This is a genomic window from Lysinibacillus sp. NPDC097279, from assembly GCF_044761745.1.
Taxonomy (GTDB): domain Bacteria; phylum Bacillota; class Bacilli; order Bacillales_A; family Planococcaceae; genus Lysinibacillus.
The window spans coordinates 429,621-451,457 of record NZ_JBIWDA010000002.1; the positions used below are offsets into that span (position 1 = coordinate 429,621).

A 21,837-nucleotide genomic window follows, 5' to 3' on the forward strand; every position below is an offset into this window, starting at 1 on the left:
TATAATATTTGCATATAATTGTCCTAATTTTATAAGCAAACATTCACGAGTTCGTGAGTGGCGGAATTTTGTAGAGTTTTAGCTCTGTTTCATTCGCTCGTCGTCTATTTATAGTCGACGAGATTTTTTATTTTTTGGAGGGATTTTTTTTGCAAAAATTGAAGTTTTCTTTAGTCGTTTTATTAGGTGCCTGTAGCTATGGGGTCCTATCTTCCATTCTAAAAGTTGGTTTTTCAAATGGCTTTACCTTTCCTGAACTTTTAGGTGGACAATATGTATTTGGCTGGTTTGGACTATTATTGCTCGTTATTATTTTTTCTCGTCATAAAGTATCTTTGAAAAATATACTATCGCTATTAGCAGTTGGGATCACAATGAGTTTAACAAGCATTTTTTACGGGTTTTCTGTAAAAGAACTACCCGCCTCAATTGCAATTGTGTTGTTATTTCAATTCACATGGATGGGCGTTCTCATTGAAGCAATTGCAAATAAAACTGTCCCAAGTCGTGAAAAGGTCATTTCAATTATTATTTTATTTGTAGGAACACTGTTTGCTGGAGGTATATTTGAAGGTTTAGGACAGCAATTATCGATGAAAGGTATACTCTTTGGATTACTAGCAGCTATAACCTTTTCACTCTATATTTTTGCAAGTGGACGAGTTTCTACCGAAGTACCAATTTATTCAAAAAGCTTTCTTATGACAACGAGTGCAACACTTTTTGTTTGTTTAGTTTTCCCCCCGACATACTTGATTGATGGTACACTGCAGGCTGGGTTATGGAAATATGCATTAATACTTGGTTTCTTTGGTGTTGTTATACCTGTTATTTGTTTTTCTGTTGGTATACCAAAAGTAGGGACAGGCCTTGGAACCATTTTAGGAGCTGTCGAACTACCAACAGCGGTTATCGCTTCCATTACACTTGTTCATGAAGTCGTTTCTCCTTTGCGATGGTTTGGAATTGTGTGTATTTTATTAGGGATTTTTATACCGCAAATATTAGAAGTACGGAAAGAGAAGAGACTAACCCGTTTTGATTATGAAACGACAAAGGTTTAAAGTAATCTCTAAGAGACCCTAGTATAACCTGTTAAATTAGACTGATAATAAGTTGAACAAATCTTTAATACTGTTAAATTTAAAAATCCTCTCATCTTGAGAGGATTTTTTATAAGGTTATTTCTATTTAGGTCAAGATAAAGATTGCGAAAAAATATACTGTCAATGCGATTTAGTTGGAAATGCTATAATTTAATTAATTATTTTACTAGTAAGGAGCTTTATTCTATGAAAGCAAAATATATTAAATTTAGCGAATTTGGCTGTCCAAAAGATGTATTGAACATTGACTATAAAACAATTGAACCACCACATGATAATGAAGTTCTTGTACGAATGCTTGCCCGTCCTATCAATCCTTCTGATTTAATTCCAATTAGAGGATCGTATGCTCATCGCATATCATTACCTAACATTCCTGGTTATGAAGGAGTGGGGATTGTTGAAGATGTAGGTTCTATAGTTTCAAAGAATCTTATTGGTAAACGAGTTTTACCTTTACGAGGGGAAGGGACATGGCAAGAATTTGTAAAGACATCAGCAGATTTTGTCGTTTCTTTACCAGATTCAATTGATGATTTTACAGCTGCCCAACTGTATATCAATCCAGTTACTGCATGGGTGGTTTGTAAGGAAGTGTTAAAATTAAAACCAGATGATGTTTTATTAGTGAATGCAGGTGGTTCTGCTATTGGACATATTTTTGCTCAATTATCAAAGATTATAGGCTTTCAATTAATTGCTGTGACAAGAAGTAATAAATATACTGATGAATTACTTCAACTTGGCGCGTCTTATGTTATAGATACTTCTAAAAGTGCTTTAATTAATACTGTTATGGAATTAACAAAGGGAAGGGGGGCAGATGCCGCAATTGATTCTATTGGAGGTGCCGATGGTAATGATTTAGCTTTTAGTGTTCGTCCAAATGGCCAGTTTTTAACCATTGGGCTTTTATCAGGGATACAAGTAAACTGGGCAGCTATAGTAAATCAAGCGAAAGTGAAAGCAAATATGTTTCATTTACGGCATTGGAATAAAAGTGTCTCAACAAGTAAGTGGCAAGAAACGTTTAATCATTTAATAAAGTTAATCGATGAAAAAAAATTACGTTTAATGACCGTCGATTCGACGTATGACTTATCAGAGTTAAACAAGGCAATAGATGCAGTAGAATCTCCTGAAAAAGCTAATGGAAAAATATTTTTAACAAGCTACTGAGGTAATGCCTGTTCAACATCCCCGTTTAATTGGTTTATTAGTATAGGTGCTACATTTGCAAAGATTTATATACATAAGCGCTCTTTCAGCATAAAGAGCGCTTTAATTTACTTTAGGCATCGATTTTTCCAATGCTAATTTAACAAAATCGAGATAAATTAGAAGCTCTTCTGGCAAAAAGACATCATTTCGTTTCACATATCCAACTTGAATGAGCTGACTTTCTTCTAATGGAATCGAGAAGATGTTAGGGTTCATGTAATTGTTCACAATGCAACCTGTTCCAAGGTTGTAGCCATTCGTATTAGAGAGTAGGTTATTCATCGTGCCACGATCTGTCACATAGACGAGCTTTTCAATATTGTTAACATGGAGCGTTTCTTCTGCAAAATGTAAAAGCATATCATCCTGCTGATAGCTCAAATAAGGATAGTCGCGTAATTGTTCAAAAGTAATCGTTTCATAATGAGCTAAAGGATGTTCTTTGCGTAAAAAGACGTGCTGCTTCAATGAAGCCAATGGTGTAAACGTTAATGCTTTTGAGATGAAATGGCGCTCAAAAAAGTGTTTATTTAATTCGCTTACAGATAAAATACCAACAATGCTCCTGCTTGAAGATATGTCATCAATAACGTCAGTTGATTTCCCTTCCCGAACTGCTAGCTCATATTTCCGTTCATTCAAATGCGCCATTAAATTCGCAACAGCCTCTATGGCAAAACTATAATGTTGTGATGAAATGGAAAACTTCGTTAGACCAATTTTTTTGTCTTTATCAAAATGATGCTTAACAGCCTCTGTTTGTTCAAGTAGCATTTTTGCATAAAACAATAATTCCGTTCCTTCTTTTGTAAAAAAAACCCCTTTGTTCGTTCGGTCTAGAATTGTAATTCCTAGCTCAGTCTCCAAATCACGCACTGATTTACTAATACTAGGCTGTGTTATGTAAAGTGCCGAAGCGGCTTTACTAATTGAATTATGTTTGGCTATCTCTACAAGATAGCGAAATTGCTGAAATGTCATTTCCTCACCAACTCTCGATTTTCTTGCTATAACTTTAGTCTATAGCAAGGAGTTAAAAAGTTCAATTTTACCTTGTATATAAAGAGTTTTAATATAAAAGGAGCAATACAAATTGATTGCTTAAGAAAGGAAGAAAAACATGATAAGAGAAGCAACGCCAAATGACTTAATGGACATTTTAAGCATTTATAATGATGCAATTGTCCATACGACGGCTGTCTACACGTATAAACCGCAAACTCTTGAAAATAGACAAAGTTGGTATGATCAAAAGATGCAAGAGGGCAATCCAATACTCGTATACGAATTAGAGAAGAAAGTAGTAGGATTTGCGACATTTGGCCCTTTTAGAGCATGGCCAGCTTATAAATATTCGATTGAGCATTCTATTTATGTAGATAAAAATTATAGAAAAAAAGGTATTGGAACGACATTACTTACAGAATTAATTGCGATTGCAACAGAAAGAGAATACATGACATTAATTGCTGGAATTGATGCTCAAAATGAAAAAAGTATTGATATGCATAAAAACTTTGGCTTTGTCTATTCAGGAACTATAAAAAAAGCAGGTTTTAAATTTAATCGTTGGCTTGACTTGGATTTTTACCAATTAGAATTGCAAGGTCCTAAAAATCCCGTAGAAGAATAAATCTGTTTGAAAGTGGGGGAACAAAAGGTGAAGAAGTATTATGGCTTGTTGCTTTTAACTTGTTTATTATGGGCTGGAAGTTTTGTTGTTAGTAAAACGCTCGTTGAACATGCATCACCTATCACCCTGACGACTTTAAGGTGGATCATTGCAGTCTTTTGCCTTGTGCCTATTGTATGGTGGAAAGAAAAAAAGATTTTGCCTCCCAAAAATGCAATACTTCCATTAGCTTTCATGGGGTTAACAGGTGTTGTGCTATTTAATGTTCTACAGTTTTTAGCATTAGAGCGGACTACCGCCACAAATGTTGGCTTAATATCAACATTAAATATGGTTTCCATTGCTATTTGTTCAGTAATATTTTTGAAAGAGAAAATAACAATGCTACAATTCTTTGCCATGAGTATCTCCTTTTGTGGCGTCCTACTTGTACTATCTAAAGGGAAAATAGACTACTTGCTATCATTAAAGTTGAATGCAGGTGATTTATGGATGCTTGCTGCAGTATGTATATGGGGACTATATACGATTTGTAGTAAGTGGGCAATGACTAAAACGTCGGCTTTGATGTCTACTTTATACTCAGCTATTTTTGGCCTAATAATACTTTTACCGATAAGCGCACCAAGATTTACCGTTGCCGATATCAATACTGCTTTCATTTTGGGACTTCTTTATACAGGTGTATTAGCAACGGTCTTATGTATGTTATTTTGGAATATGTGTGTTCACCATATAGGTTCGACTACATCAGGCGTTTTCCTAAATTTTAATCCAATATTTACTGCCATTTTAGCTTTTCTACTATTGGGTGAAAAAATGAGCTGGATGCAAGGCATAGGGAGTGTCATTGCAATAGGCGGATGTTATTTATTCTCATACTTCGCAAAAAAGAATGAAACAACAAGCGATGTAGTTGCAAATCAAAGCTTTCAAAATTAAATTAAGCATCAACGAGTATCGATGCAAACTATTGTCGCCTGAGCTATAGGTTGTGAACGATAAATGACAAAGGCTCAATGTCTAATAGTTGATTGCACTCCTTTTCTTGCATCCTTTCAATTTCGGTATAGCCTCGTTAGTTTTTGCTACACGAAGGGCATAATATGTGCCCTAGGCGGTTTTCTCTGCTTTAAATACCCACTGTATAAGAGTGGGTTGATATTTTGGTAGCATCCAACCTAAAATTTTTCCGATAAAATAGGCGGCAATTAGCGTACCGAATCCAATTGAACCCAATGAATGAATGAAAATTACACAGATTGCACCAGCCACACAAATATTAATTAAATCGAGTAAAATTTTTGCTTTACCAAATTTGAATTTGAATTTTTCACTAATTGCGTATGTTAGCGCATCGTATGGCATTAATGGAAGTTTCGCTGTTGTATAACCAATTAATCCGATGGCTATAACAAATAAGCTAACAATTAAAAATACAATTCGAGTAAGAAGGGTTTCAGGAGTAGGAAAAACCTGTACAACAGAGAGCGCGGCATCCATGAGGAATCCAAATAAAAACGAAATAATGAATTGACCGATAAATTCAGTTAAATCCATTCGTTTACTTATTATTACTTGAATAATAATGTACAAAATATTTGCAAGTGCCATTGTTATACCAACCGATAAACCAGTCGTTAGTGTACTTGCATATGCTAATGAAGACACAGGGGATACGCCAAATCCTGCTTGAATCGACAGGCTAATACCAATCGACATAAAAAATAACCCGAGTACGTACAAGATGATACGCTTCAAGGTTTTAATCTGATGATTCATAATATCTCTCACTTCCTATTTGATCTAACAACTCTCTATATAATTATAAAACCAAATTGGAGATATGAAAAATATATATATGATAAACTAATCATATTAAAAAACATATGATGGAGAGATGAAATGGATTTTCGGCAACTATATTACTTCAAAGAAATTGTGCAACAAGGAAGTATTTCTAAAGCAGCAGAAGTGCTCCATATTGCGCAGCCTCCACTTAGTCAGTTGTTAAAAAAGCTTGAAAATGATCTTGGCACGACGTTAATTCATCGATATCGTCAAAAATGGGAACTAACAGAAACAGGCGAAATACTATATCAATATGCCAATCAATTGTTAATGCAAATGCAAGATGTCAAGCAGAGAATTCAAGAGATTGAACAAGGTATAGGTGGAACAGTAAGTATCGGTGTATCATCTTCATGTTCGAACATGCTTATTGACTATATCAGTATGTTTAGGACACAATATCCGAATGTTAAAATAAATATCGCAACAGGAAATTCAGAAGATTTATTAAAAAAACTAGAACAAAGAGAAATTGATATTGCGTTACTTTTACGCTTGGGCAATAGTGAACAATATGAGATGAAAAAATTAAAGGAACATCGAACCGCTGTGATTATCCCAAAAAGTTGGGCAACTTCGTTTTCATCACAGCATGTGACGATTGAACAGATTGCCCAGTTTCCATTTATCATGCTAGGCTCAATGGAAGGGCTCTCCTTCAATGAAGACCTTTTCAAAATGTTTGATGAACATCAAATTAAGCCAAACATCATTATCGAGTGTAAAGATTTAAGGATGGTTGAGGCACTTGTTAGTCGCGGATTAGGATTATCCATTATTCCAAAAATAGATGACACATCACCGTTTTTAGAACATACAACGCTTTTTGAATTGCAACAGTTCGATTTTCATCTAGAGCCTGTATTAGTTAAATTAAAGAGCCAACAAGTTTCCAAAGCGGCATCTCAATTTTGGGAAATGGTAAATTAATTAACCGATTAGGCTTCGAGCTAACGAAGTAGTCTAGTGTACAAATTGCTATGTATAAGAACCAAAGGAGTGCTGATTTGAAAGAGTTTGAACGCTTTCTCCCAAGTAACGTATACGATGTTGATAAGGTTGAAGAAATTAAAAAGCTCGATAGAGAGACACTAGTGTCTTTATTGCCTGAACTCCTCGTATATACTCAGGATATGAACTGGCCAGTTGCACCTGGTGTATTAGAAATTCTATTAACTTTCCCCGAGGAAATTGTCCCCCATGTGCAAGCTGTGTTATCGTCAGAGGATGACAATTGGAAGTGGTTTCTTCTCCACTTTTTAGTAATTAAATTGCCTGTCGCGTCAAAAGTTCAGTTTAAAGATTATTTATTGAAGGTAGCCGAAAACCCTACAAAAATGGAACTTGCAGAAGAACTGGATGAAATCGCAAAGGAAATTTTAGCCACGCTCAGTTTATAAGAATAAACCTCTTATAGGAGCAGTATATGGGAAGAAGGATTTATCATATTTCAGCAGAACTTATATATCTATTAGAAATAATATTAGATGAGGTGTTCGATTGAATAAGATAAGAACTGAAACAGATAGACTCATTATCCGTTTATTAGAAGAGGAAGATTATACATCTTGGCTTACGCAATATGAAAATCGTCTACCTTCTCAGCATAAATACGATGAAGGTAAAATAGATATGAGCATTTGTACAAAAGAGTGGTTTCGTGATTTAGTGGCTGAACATTTTCAAATGGCTGTTGATGACAAAGTATATATATTTGGCGTGTTTAGAAAAGACGATAATGCTCATATTGGTTTTGTAGACTTTTCGACAATTATGAGAAGAGAATTTCAATGGGCTCGATTCGGTTACACAATCCATAATCAATTTTGGAAACAAGGTTATGGGAAAGAGGCTGTAAAAGCTGGAATTGGTTTAGCGTTTGAAAAATTAAATTATCATCGAATAGAAGCACACATTAATATTGATAATGTGGCGTCTATAAAATTGGCAGAAAGTGTTGGTCTGGTCTATGAATGTACAAGGAAAGGTTTCATCTTCGAGAACGATCATTGGACAGATCATCTAGTTTACGTTATAAATGCAAAGTAATTTTATATAAAAAAGAGGTAGTAATTCGTTGAGTTGCCTAGGCAGCTCTTTTTTCATCAACTCAATGAAAATACAGATGAACATTGAGAAATTTAATATGTTGGAGGAACAATCAATGATACGTTTTGAAAGTGATTATGCGGAAGGTGCTCATAAGCAAATACTGAGCCGACTAATTGAAACGAATGAAGAGCAGACACCTGGTTATGGTATGGATAAGCATTGTGAAAAAGCTAGAACGTATATTAGAAAAGCATGTGGCGTAGATAATGCGGATGTCCACTTCTTAGTTGGAGGAACCCAAACGAATACGACAATTATCGCGTCGATTTTGCGTCCACATCAAGGTGCAGTCGCTGCAACTACGGGTCATATTGCAGTACATGAAACAGGCGCTATTGAAGCTACAGGTCATAAAGTACTTACTTTGCCGAGTGATGATGGCAAAATTACAGCACAACAAGTAAAAGAATTATATGATGCGCATTGGAATGATGTCACGCATGAGCATATGGTTCAGCCAGGCTTAGTTTACATATCTCATCCTAGCGAGAATGGGACGACTTACAGTAAATCTGAATTACAGGAATTAAGCGAGGTTTGCCGACAATGTAGTTTGCCGTTAGTGATGGATGGGGCACGACTAGGATATGGTCTTGTGTCCAAAGATAGCGATCTATCGTTAGCGGATATTGCCAAACTTTGTGATGTATTCTATATTGGTGGAACTAAGGTAGGTGCAATGTTTGGGGAAGCGGTCGTCATTATAAATGAAAACCTTAAAAAAGATTTTCGTTATTTCATCAAGCAAAATGGCGGCATGCTTGCTAAAGGGAGATTGTTAGGAATTCAGTTTGAGACGTTATTTGAAGATAGCTTATACTATGAGATTTCTAATCATGCTGTGGAACTGGCAATGCAGATACGAGAGACATTTGTTGGAGAAGGCTATTCATTAAGATACGATTCCACAACAAATCAACAGTTCCCTATTTTACCGAATGATGTGTTAACTAAATTGGGTACGAAATATTCATTTTCCTTTTGGGAACAGGTCGATGCTACACAAAGTGTTGTAAGATTTTGTACGAGCTGGGCAACGAAAAAGGCAGATGTTGAAATGCTCATTGAGGATATTAAGAAATTAAAACAATAAATGTGTTTTAACATAAAAAGAATCCATTTAAAATGGATTCTTTTTATTTAGTGAACAGTTTATTTCTCTTACATAATAGTTTATAAATATTTTAAAATTTTTGAACGAAATGAAGTATTTGACAGTCTAATGAAGGAAGGAGGCGAAAAGGATGGAATTTGAAATCACACAGCGTGCTATACGTGGCGATCATCAAGCGATACTTTCTCTTATTGAAATGGATGAAGATATTTTATATCGCATGGCTTTTACATATATGAAAAATGAGCAAGACGCCTTAGACGTAATGCAGGAGCTAGTTTATAAGTCACTAAAAAAAATGCATACCGTTCAACAGCACGAATATGCCAGAACATGGCTCGTGCGCGTCTTAATCAATTGTTGTAAAGATCATTTACGTAAACGCCAACAAACAATTCAAATTGAAGAATATCACTTATTTGAATGGGCCATTTACTCAGATATTGAGAAATTGTTAGAGCAATTAACCTTATCAGAGCAGCAACTCGTCTATATGAAATATTTCCAGCAACTTAAAAACAAAGAAATTGCCGAGCTCAATCAAATTCCTGAGGGTACTGTAAAGTCGAAGCTTCATCACATTCTAAAAAAACTTAGAACCTTCGCAAGAGAAAAGGAGGACTGGCTATGAGTAAACTACCGATTGACGTTCCAAAGGACAAACTTCAACAAATTCGAATGGATACGTTTCGTAAAGTGAAGCGAGAAAAAAGAAAGAAGAAGCGCATTGTTTCGGTTGCCATCGTATTTTTGTGTTGTTTAAGTCTTTTATTTTCTATTCGTGTATCCCCAACAATTGCAAGTCAAATTGCAAAAATACCTGGCTTTCAAGCGATTGTCTCAGCGGTTGCCAGAGATAAAGGGATAAAGGATATTGTGGATAATAATTACTATGAAGAAATCAATGCGACTCAGACAAAAAATGACCTATCGCTTACATTGCAAGGTGTAATTGCAGATCATTCGGGTTTTGTCCTGTACTATGATGCTAATGCTCCGTTTGAATTATTTTTGGAGAAAGTGCAATTGTTCCAGGGAGAGGATGAAATTGAATGCGGTTGTTCCTTCACTCACAATGCAAGTAATCAAACAAACATATCTTCTTCAGTTGAGTTTGGTTTTTCAGAGCCAATCGCCTATACTTCAAAGAATTTTAAAGCTATTTTTCATTTTAATGATAAAGAAAAAGGGAACATTAAAATAACTATACCGTTTTCACTACAAAACGAAATCGCTCAGGAAAAAGTTTTTAATGCGAATCGTACTATAGATGTCCAAGGTCAGAAACTTACGATTAAACAAATTCGCCGTACTCCACTAAAATTGGCACTGGATATTGAAGTAGACGAGGAAAATACAATGCAAATATTAGCATTGGAAGATATTGCAGTCATGACGGAAAGTGGTGAGCGTAGAGAAACAGATAGAAATCGCTCATCAATATACAGAAATAATTCTGATGGAAAATTCACGGTATACTTGCAAAGTAATTATTTCGATGATCCAGAGTCATTGACAGTTATGATTGGCGCTATACAAGCTGTGCCAAAGGGTGAGGACTTTATTGAAGTTGATTTTGGAACACAGAAAATAATCTCAAAACCAGATTATTTAAATTGGGATATATCTATAGAGCAACAAAGTCTAAAAACTGCTGCAAAGAAATGGGATAATCGCGAGCGCCATATGTTCTTTCAGAATGCTCTAAAAGAAGATGGCACGGTGTTGGAATTTGCAGGGGGCTCATACTCAGATGATGATGAGTATCTATACGCAACGGAGACCTTCAAAAATTACGATGGGAAAGCCAAAATATTAATAGACTATTACTTCAATCCTATTGGGGAAAATATTGAATTGAAGATTCCGTTAAAATAAATTATAGATGTTCAAAAGGGTGTTGGTCCTTTTTGAACATCTTTTTTTGGGGTTGCCCTTAAAGTTGAAAGGTTATAAGAGGGAAATATTCATTTAAAGAGAATGTTAACAATAATTAACGTTTTGAAAAGGAGTGGGTAGAAGTGTTTCACCCAAAAGATGTTTTATCTGATCAATTATTAGCGAATGCAAACGATCCAAGTTGGTACGTCCCATTTACAGAGTCGATTAAAAATCTGACAGAAGAAGAAGCACTCTGGAAGGTAAATGATGAGAGCAATAGTATTGCTGAAATAGTACAGCATTTGCTCTATTGGAATGAGACATGGCAAACGAGATATAAAGAAGCGAGTATACATGCAGTTCAGGCGGTAGAAAGTAATGACAGTACGTTTATTATTCCAAAAAATAAAACATTCGTTGAACTTCAGCAACAGCTATTAACAGTTCTTTTACAGTGGCAAGAAATTTTAACAGCAGAACAGCTTGAAAGCGAAGTAAAAGGGTACTTTCATGCAAACTGGTGGCAAGTAGTGGGGAATGTAACGACACATAACGCCTATCATATTGGGCAAATTGTTTATATTCGGAAGATACAAAAAAGCTGGCAGCGATAAGTAAATCGCCGATAAAGAAGGAGAGATCGCCGATAGAAGTCTGTATATCGCCGCTAGAAGTTCATGAATCGCCGATAAGGCAGGGGAAATCGCCGATAAAAGTCTGTACATCCCCGATAGACCCGCTATAACGGGCATCATCAGCCCAGCAAAAAAGTGTAGGATTGATCTCAGTCAATCTTACACTTTTCCTCTTATTTCTTATATTATACTTCTTCATTAAAATAGATTTTATAAAATTTTCGATTCGTTTCCTCATCAAAGCCAACTTCAATTAGCTCATCCATTTGCTCAATATCACGGACGTTCACCTGAATTTCTATTGCGGAATCCAGTTTGATTTTACGTTTATAGCTTTTTTCAGCCTTTGCAATAGCACTTTCAGAAATCACTGTTTCGTAGGGCTTGACTGAATTGACGATAATATCTTTTTGCGTTGAATCAACTGCTTCAAATACAGTTTCAATATAGTCGTTTACTTCAAATTCTTCTTCACTACGGAAATAATCGAGCGTTTTGTTTAAAAGACCCAACTTTTCGGGATTGGTATAACTCTCTTCTTTTAAAATATACTTTTTACATTCAGTTAATGCTAAGTTTGTTTTATGATAATGCTCGTCAGCTACTTTCACTTTCAAAAAACGCTCTTGCCAGTAAACGACATCTTCTTTCTTTTTCGTTTTCATAAAGACAACTGGCGCTTCATCCGCCCCCATATCTACAATGACGGCCATATTATTGATTTTCTTTACATTAATGCCGTCAATGCCATTGACAGTCATTTTATTTTGTTCATTTTTCACATCTAAAAACATTTCTTTTTCTTCAATTTTCACAATGGCTATGACTTTTTTGGCTTCTGTCGACATCAAACAATTGTCAAATAAGCCGATAAACAACTCACCACTTTTAATATTTGGATGCCCAGATGCACTATGTAAGTGCGTGGCAATATGCTTCGACTGTTCAAGGAAACTACCTTCCTCATCAAAAATGGCTTTTACATACGTATATACTTCATTTAAACCAATATTGGATTCATGAAAAAATTCATATTGCTGCTCAAAGTCTAGTTTGTTAAAGGCTAATTGTGTAAACGCCGCTTCTAACATAACCTCTGGCTGCGAAAATGCTTCCTCCCCGAAAACAAGGCTCTCACTTACATAATGCATAACATATTGTGCTAACTTACTATCGCTTACCTCTAACATAATTTTCCACCTTTATCTAATTGTCTCGATAATTTACCATAGCACACCCCACGCAAAATTTACATGGATTTTATATGTTGATAGACCAGGAGTTGGTGAGGTGTAAATAAAGATTCACTTGAGGTGAAGGTGTTATTCTATCCATGTGTGTGGTAGAAAGTGGTGAAATCTAGTGTTCACATTCTTAATATATAGATTAAATCGCGTAATATTCTGACTTCTATTTAATGTAATGTTAGTGATTTGTTATAATTAAAAGTAGAAAATAAGGTTAATAGGAACGGAGGATGATGGATATTCGCAATAAAAAAATATGGTTTTTGTTGATAGTAGTTGTGATTTGGCTAATATGGTTTTACACTAGACCACTAATTACTTTTAAAGAGGCTGTACCAGCATTGGATATTGCGAGCATCAATAATGTTTTGATTTCAGATATGAGACAATCGCATTATATTGAACAAGAGGAGACAAAACGATTTATCTCAATACTAGATAGCCTCTTGATGAAAAAGAAAATAATTCCTAATAGACCAGCTTTTAATGAAGATACTTATATTTACTTTAATTCAGCAAATCCAGATCAATCCTATACAATAATTTTAGACTATGAAAGAAATATAATTGGAATTATCGAAAGGCCCAAGATGATGAAGCAATACATTTTGGAGGATAGTTCTGAATTTTTTCCGTTTGTTCAAAGTTATATACATAATAATGAGGTAGTCGAATAAATTCGACTACCTCATTATTTTATACAGGGATTCGATTACCTTTTTCATCGTAGTAGGCGTGGATTTTTCCCACTCCTGTTACTCCTTTAGTAAACGTACAATTTAAAATTTAGCATAGCCTTTATATGTATTCGATTATAAAAAATATATTTACCAAAAAGGAACTTGGAATTTAAATATAAGTAATTAAAAAGGATTTCAAATTGATAATTTTTGTATTAATATAAACGCAATACTATGAATTGTAGGTTGTAATATAAATAGTTTGTACATATTGGTCATCAAATCCAATGACTTTGGCATTTTGAAACAAAAAAGTGATTAAAGGGTGTGGAAAAGTTGTTGAGAAATAAATTGATTGCAGCAGCCGTTACACTAGTAATCGGAATATTTATTGTTCCACTATTTATTGGCTCCTCATACAGCATATCATTTGGTATTTATGGTGTTACATTTACTGGACCTGCAATGCTTGTAGCCGTACTGGTATCTATCCTGATTGAATACTATAGTAAAATTAAGAATATAATTGCCATGTATATTAAGCATTTACTTTGTGCATTGACCTATTCTTTAATATTTAGTTTGGTCATGTCTAATAGCAAAGCGATGTTCAACGATAGCATTTATTTAACTGTTTCAATAAGTAGTATATATATAACAATATTTGTGATTTTCGATTATTTGCTGAAAGTTTTTTATAAATGGCGATTAAATAATCTTTCTTAATGATTTATCTAACTAAAACAAACCATAGCCAAAAAAGACCGTAAAAACGGTCTTTTTTTGTTGGTTGCCAACTATAATAGGAACGTCCAACGTTTACAAATTCACTTATACAGAAAAAAGATAATATTACGTGAATATATAGTTAAATAAAGGGAAATATATGAAATTTAATATAATTTTTAAAAAATAAAAATGAGGAGGAACTCTATGCGGAAACGTTGGTCTATTTTCAATTGAAATAACTAAAAAATTCTGATAAATTATTAAAAAATAAATGGAGGGGGTTGAAATAGATGAAAATTTAAGTATCCTATCGTTAGAAAGGGTGGGGTGATTACATATTTCAAAGATGTTATATTTGAAAGCCTTTGGGAGGAACTTTAGAAGTTTACTAAAAACAAGTAAATGAAGAAGGTGTGATATCGATGAATAGCAAATCTAAAAAAACAATACTTTTTTCGATGCTTCCTGTGACTTTTGCTGTATCGTACTATCTTATTGGACAACCAAAACCAAAACCCGAGGTTACAAGTGAATTGACTGAGATATTGCCAAATGGTGAAATGAAGGTATCCATTATGGAAAAAGTCGATGAAGAAACAATGAAGTGGCTTGACGAAAAAAAAGCAGATATACAATCACTCATAGCAGAACAAACAGGTTTAAAAGTTGAAGATGTTCTAGTTTCGGCAACCTCTGAATCAAATATAGACGATACAAAGAATCAAGAAATAGCATGTTCCGTTGTGCTACGCACGGAGTCAACATTTGATGACCAAATTATTCAAAACGTAGTAGATGGGATCATCAATGTTTTCAAACAAGATTCGGAGGAAGCAAATATTAGTAAAGAAAACATTGTAATTACAAATAATACTGATGTCCTCCATTAAAAATACAACTGCTATGTAATACAAAAAAAATAACCTTTTGGAAGTAAAGAGGGGCTAAGTTGAAAGTACCTCACTATCACAATTGATATGCTCTCAAAATTTTATTTGTTTTATATACCTACACCTGGGAGCATATCTTGCTTCATTTGGTGCTTTTTTTATGCCAAAAATTCTTTGGCTTATTCCTAGGAACTTGATTAATGCTTTCAATACTAAAAGGGACTTTAGTGACCAACTATCAACTTTAAATATTAAATTTTTATCGAGAATGATAGATTCTATAAACTATGTAAATAATGGAATTTAATAACGACAAGATAATCATCTGTATTGTTATTGTAATAACAACAAATAACACATCTGCAAATAATACAATTTCGCCAGGTGGCAATTCTTGAGCAGGAGTTGATAGAACGGCAATAAACGTAATAATAATCGAACTAAAGAACGCCGCGTAAGCAAAAAGGACGTGTTGATAAAACTGTAGTTTAAATTTGCTAAACCAAAAAATTATATTAATCAGCACTAAAGTAAAAGGGAAAAATATAAATTGATAAATCATCATATTTATTGAGTCTTTTAGGACTGTCCAAAAAAGAATTTGGATAAAAGATATAATGATAATATTTATTGACGCTACAATGAATGAACTATTGCTTTTATGCATTACGTCACCCCATAACTACTTTTTTATCTATTTTAAATACATAAATCTTTGTTTGTAAATTGAAAAGAAACGAGGCAAAACTGTTTTATTTTTCTTGGAAAATAGTAAATAAGAGGAGAAAATGAAACGTAAATATGTACCTTGATAGCGCCTTTAATGAGGTGCTTTGTCTACTCCCAAAACAATTTAAAATAATTGACGAAAAAAAAAGAATAGACTACTATATCATTAAATGAAAATGATTATCATTATCATGCAATAGAGAACATAAGGAGATAGAGCAAAAGGTAGGCGTAACATCGGATGACAGGTAATAATAGTAGTTTAATGAATCGTACTTTTACACCACTGTCTGTAGCAATGCTTCAACTATATGTATTATCTATGTTATTTTTCACGGCGTCGTCCATTTTAACAATTATTTTCCCATTGCAAGCAGAAAAAAGTGGTATTTCTGAAGGTGAAATTGGCTTTATTATGGGCATCACTATGTTTGTATGTATGATTTTAAGACCGTGGGCAGGTCAGATGATAGCGAAGTATAGTGTGAAAGTGATGATGAAATGGCTTTTAGTAGGGCATGCAGTTACACTGACGCTTTATGTATTATTTGGTATCGATAGCATTTATGTTGTGCGTTTGTTGCAGGGTGTTGTGCTCGCTTTTTTTTCAATGTCGATGCAACTAGGCATAAGCGATATGTTAAAAAATGAAGATCGTGGACAAGGCATGGCAATGTATACACTTTCAACGGTTATGCCTTCTCTCTATGGACCTGTTGTGGCTATACTACTTTGGCAACAATTAAATGGTAACTACTTAATAGGGTGTATTATTTTATTAGCGATTATGCCGCTACTTTTACTTATTGGTGCCCCTTTACCACAACAACAAAAGAAATTGGTTTCTTTTTCGTTTCGAGAATTAGTAAGTGCAGTAAAACAATCGACAAGTAATAAAGGACTTGTTATTGCATCAATGACAATCATATTAGGTTCGACAATAATTGGTGCTATATCGACGTTTTTACCTCTATATATGTTGAAGTTCAATCTTGGTAATATAGCCGTTTATTTATTTATTCAAGCACTTGTCGTTGTAGGAAGTCGGTTTATTTTGCGTAAACAGATTCCTTCTGACGGACATTGGCATCCGTATTTCATTGTCCTTGTGCTTTTGTCATCAACCATTGGAACAACAATGCTAGCCTTTGGAGAGCAGCTCGGCAATTTCATTTATTTATCAGCTATTTTTAATGGTTTAGCATCTGCCATGCTATATCCAACAATTATGACCTACATATCGTTTGCCATTCCAGAAAAGAAAAAACATATTTTGCTTGGAGTCTTTCTTGCAACCTATGATTTAGGATTTTCGTTTGGGAGCTTGGCTATGGGGATAGTCGTGCAACTGTCATCGTATGCCATGATGTTTATTGTTTGCTCCTTTGTAGCTCTTATAGCTATTGGGGCAGTTATGTTAAAAAGAAATATTCGTTAAGCGATAAATATCCCTCTGCTCAACTAGTTTGAACAAGAGGGATATTCTTTGTTAACTTTCGAATTTACCGATATAACGGCTATATTAAATTTTACTATTATAGGATATAAAGAAAAATCGAGGAAATGGGGAGGAAGGAAAAGAGCACAAAATAGGAATTAGAAAAACTTACTTATGGAACACTTTCATGAACTTCTAAATGACAGTCGGTACATTTACGTGGCTGACAAAGAGTGGCGATAAGTTCAATGATTACCTTATTAAAAGAATAAATGCTTTGACAAATGGAGAGCATGATAACCAACTCTATGCAATTAGTCTTATTATGAAATGATGATGATGGAATAATATGAGTTCTACAATTAACATCGATAACTTTGAAATTAATTTCTGTCCCTGGAGGTGCACATAAAGCGACTGTTTCAACCTCAGAAAAGGGAAAAATACATTTAGAACAAATTTCTCCTTGATTATTCATAAATTGAACACAAATAAAACCTTCTACTAAAAAATCGACTATATGCAATAAAATAGTTTCTCCTCGCTCATCCGTAACATGAACGCACTCTCTATTTTCTGAACATGTCAATTCTTTGCATGTAATTGAGCTACCACTATCAGAAGAAATAGGGTTCCCATGACAATCCGATACATAACAAATTGTTTGCTTAATATCTCTCGGTGAATTTAGTTTGTAATCATTGCCTGGATGATAATGAAACATAATTTTAAATTCCCCATGGCAGTTTGGCGTATTTCCAATACATTGGACTTCTATCGAGTCAAGATGTGTAAAGGTTGCTGAAAATGAACTACCTTCGTTAACTTCTGCTTGTTTTTCACCATTTACAAATACAGATAAAATATTACCATAGCCGCTTTTAAAGTTTATGCAAATAGAGCCACCAATTTGATTAATGCCGTATGTTGTCCATAATATGGTGCGTTCCAATTGTCCACTCGGAACCGAAAAATCACAACAAATATAATCATCAAACTTTTTTTGCTCTAGTTGAATCATTTCCCTTAACTTTATAACCGTGGAATTATTAACCCAATCGTATATTTTAGATACCTTTACACAATGAACGGATGGTTTCTCATTTTGCATGATTCCCCTTGTTCCTCCCTTCAAAGTAATAGTCTTATCTAGACTATGTTTTTACCATAAATGTGGTCACGGCCATGTTCGAGCATTCGTCTGTCAATTATTTATACAGAAGTAGTTGAGAGATTAGGCAATTCAAAAAAATTATGGGCTCTTAATTACTTTTTATCTATTTAATTTAGCGTTACAGTAGTCTAAATTCTTTCGAACATAAAGCATTTACTATAGAGAACGAATAAATCAGGTGAGTAAGGAGTTGAATATAATTTATGTGTCAAGGTTCTAATGGAAATATTGTCGGTAATTTCAGTTGTTGTGAACCGAAAAAATACGTACAAGATAAAGTATGTAATAGTTTCACAGTTGCAGGTGACGATGTAGTTGGCGCTGAAATCATTTACGCTACTAATGCAAACGAGGTTATTTTCGCATCAGGGTTTATAAAAAATATAGGTAACTTTCCACTTACAGTACAATTTGTAAAAGGAGCTGACCCTGTTGCAGGTACTGGTGGTACAGTCGTAAGACAAACTGCTATCCCAATTGGTGGTGCTTTTACTTTTACAATTTCACGATTCGATACGATTCGTGTATTTGCCACAGGTGCAACAGAAGTACTACCTGCTGCAGGAGAATTCTGTATTACGCCTCGATATGAACTTTCTTAATTAGTTAAGATTTAACAACAATAAAGGTATGCAAAAAATATGGAATTTCATAATAAAAAAGCTGATAGCCGATTTCCAAAATGTTGGGAAATTGGCTTTTTAGGCTATCATTGCTAAATTATTATAGTTATTAAAGAAATAAAAATATCGATTTGTATTGTGTAGAATGCAATCATCTTCTATCTGGAATACTACCTCGTTCAAAAAGCATTGTACCCAGTGTTTAATATGACTTTCTTATATATACATAAGAGATACCGGAATAATTAATTATATTTTTTTATGTGACATGCTTGTGACTTTAGTATTTTACAATGCTTGTGAGGTGAGGGAATGAGAGTGAATCCAAATCGTTCGAAAAGGAGTATTCTTTCGTTAATTTTAGTGATTGTCCTATTATTTGTAGGAGGATGTGCTAGTAAACAGGAAAAAGAAAAACAAATAAATATAGAAGCAGGTACACTAGCAAGCATGTTATCATTTTGGGATGCCCTGAAAATTGGATTAGAAAAGTAAAAATACGTATGCTACGCTATCGTATAAATGTTAGAAAAAAGGTGAAGTCTTCTTTTAAGGTTTTCACCTTTTGCCTTTTATTATTAGAAGAGTTACTGGTAAGACAGATAAGGAGTTTATATAAAGTGAATATACTAATAGCTGATGATGAGAAACACATGACTGCTATCTTGAAAACCTATTTTGAAAAGGAAGGTTTTAATGTCAGTATTGCTTTTGGAGGAGAAGAAGCACTTGAAATTTTTTATTCAAAAAAAATCGACCTTGCAGTATTGGATTGGATGATGCCTAAGGTAAGTGGCATTGAAGTATGCAGAGAAATAAAGAAAGTAAGCTTAACGAAAGTGGTCATGTTAACAGCAAAGTCGTCCAATGATGATGAATTTATGGCATTAGATATTGGGGCAGATGAATATATTCGCAAGCCATTTGATCCGCGAATATTAATTTTAAGAGTGAAAAAAATGCTCGGAACAGAAAAGTTGGCTGAAATAAGAAATTTGAAAATCAATTTACAAAGTAAGAAAGTATTTAAAGACGAAGAAGACATAGTACTCTCTAAAAAAGAATATGACTTATTGAAGATTTTATATGAAAATAAAGGGCAAGTATTATCTAGAAATTCCTTGTTATCGATGGTTTGGGGTTTGGACTATCTTGGTGAGGAACGAACAGTCGATACGCACATTAATAGGCTGCGTGATAAGATTGGAGATGACCATATTATAACCCATAGAGGAATGGGGTATAGTTTTAATGATAAAGTTGAATAAAATTGGAAAGAAATTATTATTGATGGTGAGTTTAATTATGCTCATCGTTTTCGGTGTTTCCTTTTTGTTAAACAATTACTTTTCCGCTGATTATTATTTATATAAAATGAAAAATAATGTTAACGCCGTTTATGAAGAGCTAAAGGATTTAACAATTCAACAACTAATAGATACACAAGAAAACATTGAAAATGATAATAACGTTACAATTGTTATTATTCAAAATAGCGGTAGTACCGATGAAATTAATGAAAATATCGAATTTGCATTGTTTAAAGATAAAATTGTTTTAAATAAATTTTGGATTACAGAGAATTCTCTAGAAAAAATAAAGGAAGGAAAAACTGTACGGCTATTATTTAATCAAGGAAAACTAAAGTCGAGCCTTTTAACTGTGTTGTATGCGAAAGAGCAACATTTAGTGTTAGTAGGAACAGTAGTTGCTCATAATACAGATGCTTTAAAAATAGTAAACCAATTATATTTATATTCCTTATTTATAGGAATTATAATTAGTATATTATTGGTAGCACTTTTCTCTAAGAAAATTATTACTCCTTTAGAGAAATTAAAAAATGTAGCAAAAGATATTACAAATTTAAACTTTAAACAAGTGGAGATAACCTCAGGCGATGAAATTGAGGAGTTGTCACACAGTATTAATGAAATGAGCAATTCTTTGAAAAATGTTCATTCACAATTAGAGAAGAAAAATCAAAGTTTAAATACGTTAATTTCAAGTATCTCTCATGAAGTAAAAACACCATTGTCTTTAATACAAGCATATACAATTGGTATTAAAGATGGTTTTGATAATGGCTCCTATACGGATATTATTTTAGAACAAGTAAATTACACTTCAGAAATGGTCGATTATTTAATCAAACTATCTAAAATCCACGAATTAGAAGTGAAAAAAGAGCCATTCGAATTAAAGAATCTTATTCAAAAAATTATTAAACAATATAATATTGCATTAAGAAATAACAATGTGCATGTAGTGCAAAATTTAGATTCAATACAAGATTCCTTTATTTATGAAGATAGTAATCAAATAGAGATTGTAATGAATAATTTAATAAGCAATGCCATTAAATATGGAGAAGAACAGTATTTTGAAATCAACTTAACAAATGAAGATAAAAACAAAATAAAGTTTTCAATACGAAATAAAACGACAAGTTTGCAACAAGAGCATCTTCCTTTTATTTGGGATGCATTCTATGTAGCAGAAGAATCGAGGAATAAAGAAATTAGCGGGACAGGCTTAGGATTGTCGATTGTTGCTAGCATCTTAGCTAAAAATGATTTACAGTATGAAGTGGTGTTAGTAGACTCGTATATTCGTTTTACAATATGGTTTGATTTAGTTGAATCAAAATAAAACAAAGAACGGGCATCTATTAGGTGCACGTTTTTTTCATTTATTGAGTGCCTTTTTCAGACGAACATAAAAGTACACATTACTGTAACATAGCACCTTTATAATAATGGTTATAGATTTGA

Annotated in this window: 24 protein-coding genes; 19 read left to right on the forward strand and 5 right to left on the reverse strand. The window is 33.7% G+C overall.

Going from position 1 to position 21,837, the window contains the following annotated elements; all coding sequences use genetic code 11:
* Positions 1–149: 149 nt before the first annotated feature.
* On the forward strand, positions 150–1,064 hold the full coding sequence (locus tag ACIQ1H_RS12155; RefSeq protein WP_173478184.1) for an EamA family transporter: 915 nt from the start codon (positions 150–152) through the stop codon (positions 1,062–1,064).
* A gap of 228 nt (positions 1,065–1,292) precedes the next feature.
* Positions 1,293–2,285 carry a zinc-dependent alcohol dehydrogenase family protein gene (locus ACIQ1H_RS12160; protein WP_402889040.1) on the forward strand — a complete coding sequence of 331 codons (993 nt, stop codon included), beginning with the start codon at positions 1,293–1,295 and terminating at the stop codon, positions 2,283–2,285.
* A gap of 102 nt (positions 2,286–2,387) precedes the next feature.
* Here the strand turns inward: ACIQ1H_RS12160 and ACIQ1H_RS12165 are convergent, their stop codons facing one another.
* On the reverse strand, positions 2,388–3,308 hold the full coding sequence (locus ACIQ1H_RS12165) for a LysR family transcriptional regulator (RefSeq protein ID WP_402889042.1): 921 nt from the start codon (positions 3,306–3,308) through the stop codon (positions 2,388–2,390).
* Between the two features lie 139 nt (positions 3,309–3,447).
* On the opposite strand from ACIQ1H_RS12165, the gene ACIQ1H_RS12170 reads away from it, so the two are divergent.
* Together ACIQ1H_RS12170 and ACIQ1H_RS12175 are read left to right on the forward strand one after the other, a co-directional pair.
* A complete protein-coding gene (locus tag ACIQ1H_RS12170) occupies positions 3,448–3,960 on the forward strand; it encodes a GNAT family N-acetyltransferase (RefSeq protein WP_402889043.1) in 513 nt (170 codons plus the stop codon).
* 27 nt (positions 3,961–3,987) lie between these two features.
* Positions 3,988–4,902, forward strand: coding sequence for a DMT family transporter (locus ACIQ1H_RS12175; RefSeq protein ID WP_402889044.1), 915 nt, complete (start codon positions 3,988–3,990; stop codon positions 4,900–4,902).
* Between the two features lie 171 nt (positions 4,903–5,073).
* On the opposite strand, the gene ACIQ1H_RS12180 is transcribed toward ACIQ1H_RS12175, so the two are convergent.
* The gene (locus ACIQ1H_RS12180; protein WP_402889045.1) at positions 5,074–5,742 is read right to left on the reverse strand and encodes a YczE/YyaS/YitT family protein; all 669 of its coding nucleotides are present in this window, start codon (positions 5,740–5,742) and stop codon (positions 5,074–5,076) included.
* 123 nt (positions 5,743–5,865) lie between these two features.
* On the opposite strand from ACIQ1H_RS12180, the gene ACIQ1H_RS12185 reads away from it, so the two are divergent.
* From ACIQ1H_RS12185 to ACIQ1H_RS12215, 7 genes are all read left to right on the forward strand, one after another.
* Complete coding sequence (locus ACIQ1H_RS12185) at positions 5,866–6,741, forward strand: LysR family transcriptional regulator (RefSeq protein ID WP_402889046.1); 876 nt, start codon at positions 5,866–5,868, stop codon at positions 6,739–6,741.
* A gap of 77 nt (positions 6,742–6,818) precedes the next feature.
* Entirely contained in the window at positions 6,819–7,211 is a 393-nt protein-coding gene (locus ACIQ1H_RS12190; protein ID WP_402889048.1) for a DUF5071 domain-containing protein, read from the forward strand.
* 100 nt (positions 7,212–7,311) lie between these two features.
* The gene (locus tag ACIQ1H_RS12195) at positions 7,312–7,860 is read left to right on the forward strand and encodes a GNAT family N-acetyltransferase (RefSeq protein ID WP_402889050.1); all 549 of its coding nucleotides are present in this window, start codon (positions 7,312–7,314) and stop codon (positions 7,858–7,860) included.
* 115 nt (positions 7,861–7,975) lie between these two features.
* Positions 7,976–9,016 (forward strand): threonine aldolase family protein, encoded by a 1,041-nt coding sequence (locus ACIQ1H_RS12200; RefSeq protein WP_402889052.1) that lies wholly within the window; start codon positions 7,976–7,978, stop codon positions 9,014–9,016.
* 151 nt (positions 9,017–9,167) lie between these two features.
* Positions 9,168–9,668, forward strand: a complete 501-nt coding sequence (locus ACIQ1H_RS12205; RefSeq protein ID WP_402889054.1) for a sigma-70 family RNA polymerase sigma factor — start codon at positions 9,168–9,170, stop codon at positions 9,666–9,668.
* Positions 9,665–10,915, forward strand: a complete 1,251-nt coding sequence (locus tag ACIQ1H_RS12210; RefSeq protein ID WP_402889056.1) for a DUF4179 domain-containing protein — start codon at positions 9,665–9,667, stop codon at positions 10,913–10,915. Before ACIQ1H_RS12205 ends, ACIQ1H_RS12210 begins: the two co-directional genes overlap by 4 nt.
* A gap of 143 nt (positions 10,916–11,058) precedes the next feature.
* Positions 11,059–11,532, forward strand: a complete 474-nt coding sequence (locus ACIQ1H_RS12215; protein WP_402889057.1) for a DinB family protein — start codon at positions 11,059–11,061, stop codon at positions 11,530–11,532.
* 206 nt (positions 11,533–11,738) lie between these two features.
* On the opposite strand, the gene ACIQ1H_RS12220 is transcribed toward ACIQ1H_RS12215, so the two are convergent.
* Positions 11,739–12,743 (reverse strand): nucleoid-associated protein, encoded by a 1,005-nt coding sequence (locus tag ACIQ1H_RS12220; protein ID WP_402889059.1) that lies wholly within the window; start codon positions 12,741–12,743, stop codon positions 11,739–11,741.
* 287 nt (positions 12,744–13,030) lie between these two features.
* Here ACIQ1H_RS12220 and ACIQ1H_RS12225 point away from each other — a divergent pair, with 287 nt between their 5' ends.
* The 3 genes from ACIQ1H_RS12225 (at position 13,031) to ACIQ1H_RS12235 (ending at position 15,099) form a co-directional block, all read left to right on the forward strand.
* Entirely contained in the window at positions 13,031–13,477 is a 447-nt protein-coding gene (locus ACIQ1H_RS12225; protein WP_402889061.1) for a hypothetical protein, read from the forward strand.
* A 339-nt stretch (positions 13,478–13,816) separates the two neighbouring features.
* On the forward strand, positions 13,817–14,206 hold the full coding sequence (locus ACIQ1H_RS12230) for a hypothetical protein (protein ID WP_402889063.1): 390 nt from the start codon (positions 13,817–13,819) through the stop codon (positions 14,204–14,206).
* A gap of 425 nt (positions 14,207–14,631) precedes the next feature.
* Positions 14,632–15,099, forward strand: coding sequence for a hypothetical protein (locus ACIQ1H_RS12235; protein WP_402889065.1), 468 nt, complete (start codon positions 14,632–14,634; stop codon positions 15,097–15,099).
* A 259-nt stretch (positions 15,100–15,358) separates the two neighbouring features.
* On the opposite strand, the gene ACIQ1H_RS12240 is transcribed toward ACIQ1H_RS12235, so the two are convergent.
* Entirely contained in the window at positions 15,359–15,766 is a 408-nt protein-coding gene (locus ACIQ1H_RS12240) for a hypothetical protein (RefSeq protein ID WP_402889066.1), read from the reverse strand.
* 303 nt (positions 15,767–16,069) lie between these two features.
* Here ACIQ1H_RS12240 and cntE point away from each other — a divergent pair, with 303 nt between their 5' ends.
* Positions 16,070–17,266: a staphylopine family metallophore export MFS transporter CntE gene (gene cntE, locus ACIQ1H_RS12245; RefSeq protein WP_402889068.1), complete on the forward strand. Its 1,197-nt coding sequence runs from the start codon at positions 16,070–16,072 to the stop codon at positions 17,264–17,266.
* A gap of 172 nt (positions 17,267–17,438) precedes the next feature.
* On the opposite strand, the gene ACIQ1H_RS12250 is transcribed toward cntE, so the two are convergent.
* The gene (locus ACIQ1H_RS12250) at positions 17,439–18,377 is read right to left on the reverse strand and encodes a BMQ_0737 family morphogenetic spore coat protein (RefSeq protein WP_402889069.1); all 939 of its coding nucleotides are present in this window, start codon (positions 18,375–18,377) and stop codon (positions 17,439–17,441) included.
* A gap of 266 nt (positions 18,378–18,643) precedes the next feature.
* On the opposite strand from ACIQ1H_RS12250, the gene ACIQ1H_RS12255 reads away from it, so the two are divergent.
* The 4 genes from ACIQ1H_RS12255 (at position 18,644) to ACIQ1H_RS12270 (ending at position 21,715) form a co-directional block, all read left to right on the forward strand.
* Positions 18,644–19,042, forward strand: a complete 399-nt coding sequence (locus ACIQ1H_RS12255) for a DUF3992 domain-containing protein (protein WP_402889071.1) — start codon at positions 18,644–18,646, stop codon at positions 19,040–19,042.
* Positions 19,043–19,381: 339 nt separating this feature from the next.
* Positions 19,382–19,558 (forward strand): hypothetical protein, encoded by a 177-nt coding sequence (locus tag ACIQ1H_RS12260; RefSeq protein ID WP_402889072.1) that lies wholly within the window; start codon positions 19,382–19,384, stop codon positions 19,556–19,558.
* A gap of 125 nt (positions 19,559–19,683) precedes the next feature.
* Positions 19,684–20,331, forward strand: a complete 648-nt coding sequence (locus ACIQ1H_RS12265; RefSeq protein ID WP_402889074.1) for a response regulator transcription factor — start codon at positions 19,684–19,686, stop codon at positions 20,329–20,331.
* Entirely contained in the window at positions 20,315–21,715 is a 1,401-nt protein-coding gene (locus ACIQ1H_RS12270; RefSeq protein WP_402889076.1) for a sensor histidine kinase, read from the forward strand. The genes ACIQ1H_RS12265 and ACIQ1H_RS12270 overlap by 17 nt, the downstream gene beginning before the upstream one ends.
* The last annotated feature ends 122 nt before the right edge of the window (positions 21,716–21,837 follow it).

What these genes read in the sequence shown, in the direction of transcription:
- ACIQ1H_RS12180 (WP_402889045.1), bottom strand. Translation starts at nt 5,742, where the DNA reads ATGAATCATCAGATTAAAACCTTGAAGCGTATCATCTTGTACGTACTC.
- ACIQ1H_RS12165 (WP_402889042.1), bottom strand. Translation starts at nt 3,308, where the DNA reads ATGACATTTCAGCAATTTCGCTATCTTGTAGAGATAGCCAAACATAAT.
- ACIQ1H_RS12200 (WP_402889052.1), top strand. Translation starts at nt 7,976, where the DNA reads ATGATACGTTTTGAAAGTGATTATGCGGAAGGTGCTCATAAGCAAATA.
- cntE (WP_402889068.1), top strand. Translation starts at nt 16,070, where the DNA reads ATGACAGGTAATAATAGTAGTTTAATGAATCGTACTTTTACACCACTG.
- ACIQ1H_RS12240 (WP_402889066.1), bottom strand. Translation starts at nt 15,766, where the DNA reads ATGCATAAAAGCAATAGTTCATTCATTGTAGCGTCAATAAATATTATC.
- ACIQ1H_RS12210 (WP_402889056.1), top strand. Translation starts at nt 9,665, where the DNA reads ATGAGTAAACTACCGATTGACGTTCCAAAGGACAAACTTCAACAAATT.
- ACIQ1H_RS12255 (WP_402889071.1), top strand. Translation starts at nt 18,644, where the DNA reads ATGTGTCAAGGTTCTAATGGAAATATTGTCGGTAATTTCAGTTGTTGT.
- ACIQ1H_RS12185 (WP_402889046.1), top strand. Translation starts at nt 5,866, where the DNA reads ATGGATTTTCGGCAACTATATTACTTCAAAGAAATTGTGCAACAAGGA.
- ACIQ1H_RS12170 (WP_402889043.1), top strand. Translation starts at nt 3,448, where the DNA reads ATGATAAGAGAAGCAACGCCAAATGACTTAATGGACATTTTAAGCATT.
- ACIQ1H_RS12220 (WP_402889059.1), bottom strand. Translation starts at nt 12,743, where the DNA reads ATGTTAGAGGTAAGCGATAGTAAGTTAGCACAATATGTTATGCATTAT.
- ACIQ1H_RS12205 (WP_402889054.1), top strand. Translation starts at nt 9,168, where the DNA reads ATGGAATTTGAAATCACACAGCGTGCTATACGTGGCGATCATCAAGCG.
- ACIQ1H_RS12160 (WP_402889040.1), top strand. Translation starts at nt 1,293, where the DNA reads ATGAAAGCAAAATATATTAAATTTAGCGAATTTGGCTGTCCAAAAGAT.
- ACIQ1H_RS12225 (WP_402889061.1), top strand. Translation starts at nt 13,031, where the DNA reads ATGATGGATATTCGCAATAAAAAAATATGGTTTTTGTTGATAGTAGTT.
- ACIQ1H_RS12250 (WP_402889069.1), bottom strand. Translation starts at nt 18,377, where the DNA reads ATGCAAAATGAGAAACCATCCGTTCATTGTGTAAAGGTATCTAAAATA.
- ACIQ1H_RS12235 (WP_402889065.1), top strand. Translation starts at nt 14,632, where the DNA reads ATGAATAGCAAATCTAAAAAAACAATACTTTTTTCGATGCTTCCTGTG.
- ACIQ1H_RS12270 (WP_402889076.1), top strand. Translation starts at nt 20,315, where the DNA reads ATGATAAAGTTGAATAAAATTGGAAAGAAATTATTATTGATGGTGAGT.